Origin of the sequence: Pseudonocardia sp., from assembly GCF_025465255.1 — a bacterium.
In the GTDB taxonomy this organism is placed as follows: domain Bacteria; phylum Actinomycetota; class Actinomycetes; order Mycobacteriales; family Pseudonocardiaceae; genus Pseudonocardia.
On record NZ_JAODNI010000238.1, the window covers coordinates 1 to 7,766 of the forward strand.

A 7,766-nucleotide genomic window follows, 5' to 3' on the forward strand; every position below is an offset into this window, starting at 1 on the left:
CGAGGCCGACCGCGAGCAGATGTACCGGGACGTCGCCGCGGCCATCCCGGCGGGGCGCATCGGTGAGGTCGGCGACGCCGCGCAGGCCTACCTGTACTGCATGACGCAGACCTTCACCACCGGCACGGTTCTGACTGTCGACGGCGGAACGGTCCTCGTCTGACATCGAGGATCGAACCGCTGCGCGGAGCGGCCTTCGTCCTGCCGGCGGTGACCTGGAGCATCGTCGGGTGGCAGGTGCGCCGTGTCCCGCACGCCGGCAACCGGGTCAGTCTCTTTATGCGACTCAGCTGGTGAGTCGCAGGATGTAGCAAGGAGGGGTTGCCGGGATTGCTCGTTTGCACGAGCTAATCGCCGGGTTGGCCGATGAGCACGACACGGCCGAGCAGGTGTTGATCGGAATTTGGCATCCTTAATGACCTCGATCCCTAGCTCCTCGGCCAGGCCCTTGAACCGGCGTTGTGCCAGCGACCCTGGCGGCTCGTGTCCTTGATCCCCCGCACAAGCGCGAGCGCGTGCGCGGCCTCGTACGACAAGGTGGCCACGTACGGGGGCCGTGTGAGGATAGGCTCGCGTCCCGCTGGCTGGAGGTCCGATGGCCGCACGTTTCTCCGAGCTCGACTGGCGGCCCACACCGATGGGCGAGTTGCAGCTGCGCCGCAGGTGGGACCCCGCCGTCGCGGTGGACGTCCTGGAGGTCAAGCTCGGGGACGAGTTCCTGATGTCCAGCATGTTCACCGTGGCCGAGGAGGAGATGGCGCGCCTCGCCCTCGCTGGGCTCGCGGCGCGGGTCCGCCAGGCCGGGGGCCCGAGCCCGGACGGCACGGGCCCGGACGGTGCGCGCCTGGACGTGGTGGTCGGCGGCCTCGGCCTCGGCTACACCGCGCTGACGGTGCTGCAGGATCCCGGCGTGCGGTCCCTCGCCGTCGTCGAGGCGCTGGACCCGGTGATCGAGTGGCACCGCGAGGGGCTGATCCCCGCGGGGCGCACCCTGACCGCGGACCCCCGCTGCACGCTGGTGCACGGGGACTTCTTCGCGATGGTCCGCTCCGGTGACGGCCTCGACCCGGCGGTCCCGGGGCGGCGTTTCCATGCCCTCGTCGTGGACATCGACCACTCCCCGCGGCATCTGCTCCACCCGAGTCACGCCGACCTGTACGAGCCGGCCGGGCTGCGGCGCCTCGCGGAGCTGCTGTACCCGGGAGGCGTGTTCGCCCTCTGGTCCAACGACCCGCCGGACGACGCCTTCACGCGCGTGCTCGGCGAGGTCTTCGCGACGGCCGAGGCCGAGATCGTCCGCTTCCCCAACCCCCTGCAGGACCGGGAGGCGACCAACACCGTCTACCTCGCCAGGAGCTGAGCGGACGGGTCACCGACCGGCCGCGGATCCGCCCGTGAGAGAATCACCCACGGATCTCGTTCCCTCTCGCCAGGGTCGGGATCAAGGCCTCGGCCAGGTGGTCGGTTACGCCGGCCGAGGCCGCCCGGCACCCGGTTCGGGTTACACGGTTTAGGTCGAGAAATCCCATTTTCCCCATCAGGCGAGGCCGCGGCGGCGGCGGACGACTCCACCCGACCCAGCTCAGGGCACGCACAGGGCACCGGCCGTCGGCGCGGCCGTGTCACCAGCCCGGTGGTCCCACCCAGACCATCCTCGCCGACGGCGGCCTCGACACCCGCGTGGGATGACAGAGGCGAAGGTCTCGCAAGCCGGTAGCCGGCCGGCGGTTTCCCAGGGAGCTCTCCCGACGGACCAGATCCAGCACGCTGGGCGCCCCGCTGGCCGCTTGGCTTCCGAGCCTGCGGGGGCCCGCCCGAGCGACCTCCCGGACCGGGTACCGCGACACCAGATCGGCCACCGTGACGGCCTTCGGGTCGTCTGGGACGCTGGCACCTGCCATCACCATCGTTCTCCCTGAAAGATTGGGTGGCTTCGCCAGGTCTTCTCGTCGTGCCGGGAACCGGGCAAGTGAGTAGTTCGCTGCGGGCAGACCGGACCGCGACGCCGGGTCGGCAGTTGCGATCAGCGGCCGGTGAACTTCGCCCTGCCGTGGCCTTCGGTCAGGAAGCTCCGTAGTGCGCCCAGCAGGTCCTCCGTGTCGAAGAGCGCCCCGGCTACCTCGGGGGCGATCTTGTCTGCGCCGCTTACTCCCTCGTCCCTATAGGCCCTGATGATGGCCTTGGTCGCGGCGTGCGCGAGCGTCGGGCCTGCGGCGAGGCGTCCTGCGTATTCCAGAGCCGCATCGCTGAATCCATCGGCGGGGAGAACTTCATTGACGACGCCCCAGCTGTGCAGGGTTTCGGCGCTGTAGCGGCCGGCGGTCATGACGAACTCGCGCGCTCGCCCGGTTCCTGCGCGCTCGGCGAGGCGTTGTGTGCCGCCGAATGCTGGTGTCAGCCCGACGGTCGCCTCGATCAGGCCGAACGCAGCGTCTGGAGCGGCGATGATCAGATCGCATGCCAGGGCGAACTCGAAGCCCCAGGTCAGGCACAGCGCGTGTGCCGCGTAGACCGTTGGGCACGGCAGCGCTTCGATCCGCTGAGCAAGATCGATCATGCCTCTGAACAGTTCAGCGCTGGCCGCTGGACCTTCCAGACGGTCGAACAATGAGACGTCGACTCCGCCGGTGACAACACGACCTTCGGAACGCAGCAGCACCGCGCGCGGACTTTCGGCTTCTAGGCGGTTGACGGCAGAGAGGAGCGATTCCCGCAAGGCGTCGTCGTAGAGGTTGAGCGGCGGATGGTCGATGGTGACGACGGCAAGACCGTCGTGACCCGTGTGGTCGAACTCCACTGTGACTGGCGTCATGCGTTCACCATGCTTCGTTTCGGGCGGCCGCAACAGGCATGACGGCTTGCATGGTCATCGCATACGGTCCAGAGAAGGGCCCTGCCCGGGAGCTGCCCCGCACTCGGCAATTATTGAATGAAGGGGCTGCGGGCAAGCCCTCCGCGAGCGGGCTGCCACAACGACGCTCAGGCGGAGTCTGGCGTACGGCCGTCGGCTGAGGCCGGAACAGCCGATCGGATCGCTCTTGCGGGCGCTCGGGCCGAAACGTCCGAGTTCAGCGCTGTCGCAGACGTGCATTAACAGAACAGGATCACCGTGATGGGCACGCAGCGACCGCGCCCCGCCCCGTGAGCGGACCGGGCGGAGCGCGGTCAACTGCTGCTGGACGGAGTAGCGACAGAGGGTTTCTCCGCCGTCGACCTTGATGAGGTCGCCGTGGATGTAGCTGGACTCGTCAGAGGCGAGGAAGACCGCCAGGTTGGCGACGTCCTCGACCTCGCCCCACCGCTTGAGCGGGATGGAGTCGGTGAAGACCTGGTCGAAGTCCTTGTCATCAAAGAGCTCGCGGGTCAGCGAGGTCTTCGCGTAGGTCGGGCAGATGCCGTTGACGCGGATCCCGTCCTTGCCGTACTCAATGGCCAGGCAACGCGTGAGGTTGGCCTGAGCGCCCTTGGAGATGTTGTAGACGGACTGGTTCGGGTGTCCCTGCAGCCCGGCAGTGGACACCAGGTTGACGATCACGCCGCCGTCGCCCTGGGAGAGGAACTGCTTGATCGCCTCTTGCGAGCCGAAGAAGGTTCCCTTGGCGTTGACGTTGAAGCAGAAGTCCAGGTCTGCCTCGCTGAACTCGTGCAGCCGCTTCCCGTTCCGGTACACACCGGCGTTATTGATCATCACGTCGAGTCGGCCGAATCAGGGGGCGACGTATCCGCCGTCGATGGTCAGCAGCGAACCGGTGGCCCAGCGGGCGTCGCTGGAGCCGAGGAACACGGTGGCCCTGGCGACGTCCTCGGCGGTGCCGAGCTCGGGCCAGGGCGACTTGTCGTGCAGGACCTTGTTCAGCTCCGGGTCGTCGAGGAACGGGCGCACCATCGCGGTGGCCAGGAACCCCGGGCACACCGCGTTGACGTTGATCCGCTCGGGCGCGAAGTCGACGGAGGCGATGTTCACGACGCGGCCGCGGGAACCGTCGATCGGTTCCTGGGTGAGCATCTGCTTGATGGCGAACTTGCAGCCGAGCCACACGCTCTTGCCGTTGACCAGCATGGTGCGGTCGTACTCGTCCTCGGTCTCGTCGACGATGGTGTGCAGACCGGTGGAAATCCCGGCGTTGTTGACCATGACGTCGAGCCGACCGAAGCTGTTGACAGCGGCGGCGACGAGGTTCTCGACCGCGGAGTAGCTGCCGGCGTCGGCCTCGACGTGTTCGGCCTTGCCTCCGTTGGCGCGGATGACGTCGTCGGTCGGGGTGAGGATGTCACCTTCGTAGCCGCCCTCGCGGGCCTCGCGGCGGATGTCCGAACAGACGACGGACGCTCCCTCCGCGGCGAGCGCGATCGCGATTGCGCGTCCGTTGCCGGAGCTGGATCCGGTGACGACGGCGATCTTGTCCTGGAGCTTGCCCATGGCTGTGTCCCTCTTTCCGCTCAGTCGTTCTGGGTGCGGATGCGTCTCAGATCTCGACGACCACTTCGCCGAGTTCGATGTCCACGCCGGCATCGGCGAAGTTGGCGAGGTCGGCGACCGCGGCCTCAGCGGGCGGGGAGGCGAGCGCGGCGAGCGCGTCCTCCTTGGTGTCCCAGCGCAGGACGGCGATCAGGAAGTGCGCCGGACGAGAGCCGGCGGGGGTTTCGTAGACGGTCCAGTCGAAGGACTTCATCTTCGGGAAGTCACGTGCGATGGGGGCGTGCTTCGTGCGGTAGTGCTCGAGGAACGCTTCCGGGCCTTCCCGGGTGGGCGTAGATGGCGGTGAGCGGGTACATCGCGGATCTGGTCCTCTCGGCGGTGGTCGGCGCTGACCGGGTCTGGCCGTGGGGTCAGGGCGCGAGGTGCTTGAGGAACCACTCCAGGGCGGGGGTGCTGGACGCTTCGAAACCTTTGACGTAGGCGTCGAAGTGGCCGCCTGGCAGCAGCTCGAGCTTCTTGGGCTCCCGGGCCTTCTCGTAGGCGCCGAGGGCCAGAGTGGTCGGGGTCAGCACGTCGTTCTTGGCCGGCAGCATCAGCAGCGGCGTGGGGCTGATCTGGTCGATGTAGGCGATCGGGTTGTACTCCGCGAGCATCTCCACGCTGCGCAGGGTGACCTCGTTCTTCCAGTTCGGAGCGCGGGTCTTACCGGTCTCGGTGAACCACTGCCACGAATCCGGAGTCGGCAGCGCCGACGGGGCGAGCGGGTCCTCGGCGACCACGGGGACCATGGCCGGCGGGTCGCCCTGGAAGCGGGCTAGGCGGTCGGCGTCGAACTGCTCGCGGAACCCGTCGAGAAGGTCTGCGCGGACGAGCGCGCGCAGGTTGTCGTACCCGCTGACCAGCGGGACCTGGCTGACGACCGCCTTGACGCGGCGGTCGATGGCCGCGACAACCAGGACGTGGCCGCCGGAGTAGCTGCTGCCCCAGATGCCGATCCGGTTGCCGTCGGTCTCAGGAAGCGTGGTCGCGTAGGTGATGGCGGTCCGGTAGTCGCGGACCTGCGCCCAGGGGTCGATCTCCTGGCGCGGCGTGCCGTCGCTGTCGCCGAAGTTGCGGTTGTCGAAGACGAGCGCGTTGAGCCCGGCCCCGGAGAAGTGCTCGGCGTAGCGGTCCAGGTACATCTCCTTCACCGCGGAGTAGCCGTGCGCCATCACGATCGTCGGCGCGGTACCCGCAGCACCCTCGGCGGGGTAGAACCAGCCGCGCAGCGTGACGCCTTCGGCGTCGAACTCGATGTCGCGTGAAGCCATCGTGGATCCTCCTGGGATTCGAGCGGTGGCCCAGGAGAAGCGTCGACTCAACCGTGGGCCGCTGTGACCCCAGTCTCTTGGCCCCCGGCCGCAGGGCGTTGAACTGCAGCGACAGGTCGTTGTATCGACGCGCCACCTTGCGTGTCATCGCGGGCGGCGTGGCGGTAGTCCGTCGGTGAGCTGCCGTAGTGCGCCTTGAACGTGCGGTTGACGCAGCACAGCGACGGTTTCCGCGTCCAACGCGATCCGTCGCTGCTGATGCGTCTTCAGATCCGCCTCGACCCAACCCGCACCCGGCTCACGGCGGATCGCTCGTCGCAACCACACCGTCTCACGGCGCTCGTCCAGGTCGACCGACGAGATGCGCACCGCGCAGGCTGCGGTCAGCGCGAGTTCGGCGGCGTCGGGGCCGACCCACTTGGGCTTGCGCCGGACGTCGCGTTCGAGTCCCTCGGAGCCCAGGAGGTCGAGGGCCCGGCGAGCGACGTGGTCGGAGACTCCGTGGCGTGCCGCGACCACAGCGGCGTCGGGCAGCTGGTCACGCCCGGAGCTCGCGAGGTCGGCTCGCACCGCTTCGGCGACCTCGAAGTACCCCGGCCCCCCGTGTCCGGCGACGAAGACCCCGGAGCCTTGGCGGGTGACGACCAGCCCGTCGTGTGCCAGCTCGGCCACGGCTGCCCGGATCGTCATGCGTACGACGCCGAAGTGCGTTGCCAACGCGACGTTCGACGGCAGCCGAGTTCCTGGTGTCGCGTCGCGGATCACCGCGTATAGCCACGCCGCGATCTGGCGGTAGGGGGCGACGCCCGAGGAAGGATCCAGCTTGCCCAGCTCGTCCAGCATGGGCGGCACGGTAGCCAGACGGAGCTCATTCCCGTGGCGAATCGTCGGCGTTCGTTGATCCGCAGGTCAGGCCGAGCGGGGAACGTCGACGTAACGGGCACGCATCGAGTCGGCCCAGTCCGACAGGTCGGGTTCTTGCGAGGCCACATCAAAGAACGACGACAGCGTCCACCAGGCCACCGGGACCGACGTCTGGACGCGGGCCAGGCCCTCGACGACATCGCGGGCGACCGGATCGTCTTCGCGGCTCAGCAAGCTGGGGAGCTGGACGGTACGTGTGTTGGCGCTCAACTCGGGACCAAGATCGGCGGCCGGCTGATCATCCCGGCCGCCGCGGTCGACGCGATGGCGGACGCCGCTGCCTTCACCGCCGCGGGCTGCGTGGCCGGGTCGGTGGGTGAACTCAACGACGGTGCGTACCGCGCCGCGCCGGAGGGCGCCGGGCGGCGCTCTTCTTCGTGGGGGCGGATGTGCCCGGGGCTGGGGTGCCGTCCCGGCGGGGGGTGCGTGAGCTGTTGACCGTGCGCCCGCGGACGATCCCGATGAACTCTTCCATCAGCTCGGTGTTCTCCGCGTCCGGCCAGGCGAGACCGACGCCCGACCCGGGCGCGTCGGCCAGCGGTCGGTAGGTGAGGTCCCGGCGGTGGTGGAGGCGGGCCAGCGACTGGGGGACGACCAGCAGGCCGACGCCCGCGGCGACGAGCTCGATCGCCTCGGCCGTCGTCGCGGGGGCGAACGCCGCAGACCGCCCCGGCCGGTCACCGGGCCAGGCGAGTGTGTCGTCCTGCGGGCGGAGGACGATCTCGTCGGCCAGGTCCGCGACCGTGGTCTCCTCGGTCGCGGTGACGACGTGTTCCTTCGGGACGACGGCCACGGTGGTCTCGGTGTAGAGCGGGATCGTGTGGAGCCCGGTCCGGTCGATCGGCAGCCGGACCACGGCGGCGTCCACCGCGCCGGTCCGGATCAGCTCCACCGCCTCGTCCGTGGTCGCCGTGACCAGCTCCAGGGGGACGTGGGGACGGCGCTCGGCCCAGATCCGCACCCACTTGCCCGGCGTGACGCCTGGAACGTAGCCGAGCCGGAATGCTGCGGTGTCGCCCGGCTCGGTCACCGGCCCATGCTATCGGCTGGTCCGGCCCCGATATCCTGGGCATATGACGCGGCAGAGGTCGACCCAGACGATGAAGCCCGCG

8 protein-coding genes and 1 pseudogene are annotated in these 7,766 nt (G+C 69.0%); 1 reads left to right on the top strand and 8 read right to left on the bottom strand.

Going from position 1 to position 7,766, the window contains the following annotated elements:
* Positions 1 to 595: 595 nt before the first annotated feature.
* The gene (locus JWP64_RS29755) at positions 596 to 1,360 is read left to right on the top strand and encodes a spermidine synthase (RefSeq protein WP_297503560.1); all 765 of its coding nucleotides are present in this window, start codon (positions 596 to 598) and stop codon (positions 1,358 to 1,360) included.
* A 663-nt stretch (positions 1,361 to 2,023) separates the two neighbouring features.
* On the opposite strand, the gene JWP64_RS29760 is transcribed toward JWP64_RS29755, so the two are convergent.
* From JWP64_RS29760 to JWP64_RS29795, 8 genes and pseudogenes are all read right to left on the bottom strand, one after another.
* A complete protein-coding gene (locus JWP64_RS29760) occupies positions 2,024 to 2,812 on the bottom strand; it encodes an enoyl-CoA hydratase/isomerase family protein (protein WP_297503562.1) in 789 nt (262 codons plus the stop codon).
* Positions 2,813 to 2,866: 54 nt separating this feature from the next.
* Positions 2,867 to 3,694, bottom strand: a pseudogene (locus JWP64_RS29765) (SDR family oxidoreductase); the annotation flags it as partial.
* 12 nt (positions 3,695 to 3,706) lie between these two features.
* Positions 3,707 to 4,420 (bottom strand): SDR family oxidoreductase, encoded by a 714-nt coding sequence (locus tag JWP64_RS29770; RefSeq protein ID WP_297503564.1) that lies wholly within the window; start codon positions 4,418 to 4,420, stop codon positions 3,707 to 3,709.
* 46 nt (positions 4,421 to 4,466) lie between these two features.
* Complete coding sequence (locus JWP64_RS29775; RefSeq protein ID WP_297503574.1) at positions 4,467 to 4,694, bottom strand: EthD family reductase; 228 nt, start codon at positions 4,692 to 4,694, stop codon at positions 4,467 to 4,469.
* A gap of 136 nt (positions 4,695 to 4,830) precedes the next feature.
* Positions 4,831 to 5,730: an alpha/beta hydrolase gene (locus tag JWP64_RS29780; RefSeq protein WP_297503566.1), complete on the bottom strand. Its 900-nt coding sequence runs from the start codon at positions 5,728 to 5,730 to the stop codon at positions 4,831 to 4,833.
* A gap of 144 nt (positions 5,731 to 5,874) precedes the next feature.
* Positions 5,875 to 6,573, bottom strand: a complete 699-nt coding sequence (locus tag JWP64_RS29785; RefSeq protein WP_297503568.1) for a GntR family transcriptional regulator — start codon at positions 6,571 to 6,573, stop codon at positions 5,875 to 5,877.
* Between the two features lie 66 nt (positions 6,574 to 6,639).
* Positions 6,640 to 6,864 (bottom strand): hypothetical protein, encoded by a 225-nt coding sequence (locus JWP64_RS29790; protein ID WP_297503570.1) that lies wholly within the window; start codon positions 6,862 to 6,864, stop codon positions 6,640 to 6,642.
* Positions 6,865 to 6,976: 112 nt separating this feature from the next.
* The gene (locus JWP64_RS29795; RefSeq protein WP_297503572.1) at positions 6,977 to 7,684 is read right to left on the bottom strand and encodes a LysR family substrate-binding domain-containing protein; all 708 of its coding nucleotides are present in this window, start codon (positions 7,682 to 7,684) and stop codon (positions 6,977 to 6,979) included.
* Positions 7,685 to 7,766: the final 82 nt, after the last annotated feature.

Bases quoted from the DNA above. Each gene is read 5' to 3' on its own strand.
- JWP64_RS29780 (WP_297503566.1), bottom strand. From the start codon at position 5,730: ATGGCTTCACGCGACATCGAGTTCGACGCCGAAGGCGTCACGCTGCGC.
- JWP64_RS29755 (WP_297503560.1), top strand. From the start codon at position 596: ATGGCCGCACGTTTCTCCGAGCTCGACTGGCGGCCCACACCGATGGGC.
- JWP64_RS29760 (WP_297503562.1), bottom strand. From the start codon at position 2,812: ATGACGCCAGTCACAGTGGAGTTCGACCACACGGGTCACGACGGTCTT.
- JWP64_RS29770 (WP_297503564.1), bottom strand. From the start codon at position 4,420: ATGGGCAAGCTCCAGGACAAGATCGCCGTCGTCACCGGATCCAGCTCC.
- JWP64_RS29785 (WP_297503568.1), bottom strand. From the start codon at position 6,573: ATGCTGGACGAGCTGGGCAAGCTGGATCCTTCCTCGGGCGTCGCCCCC.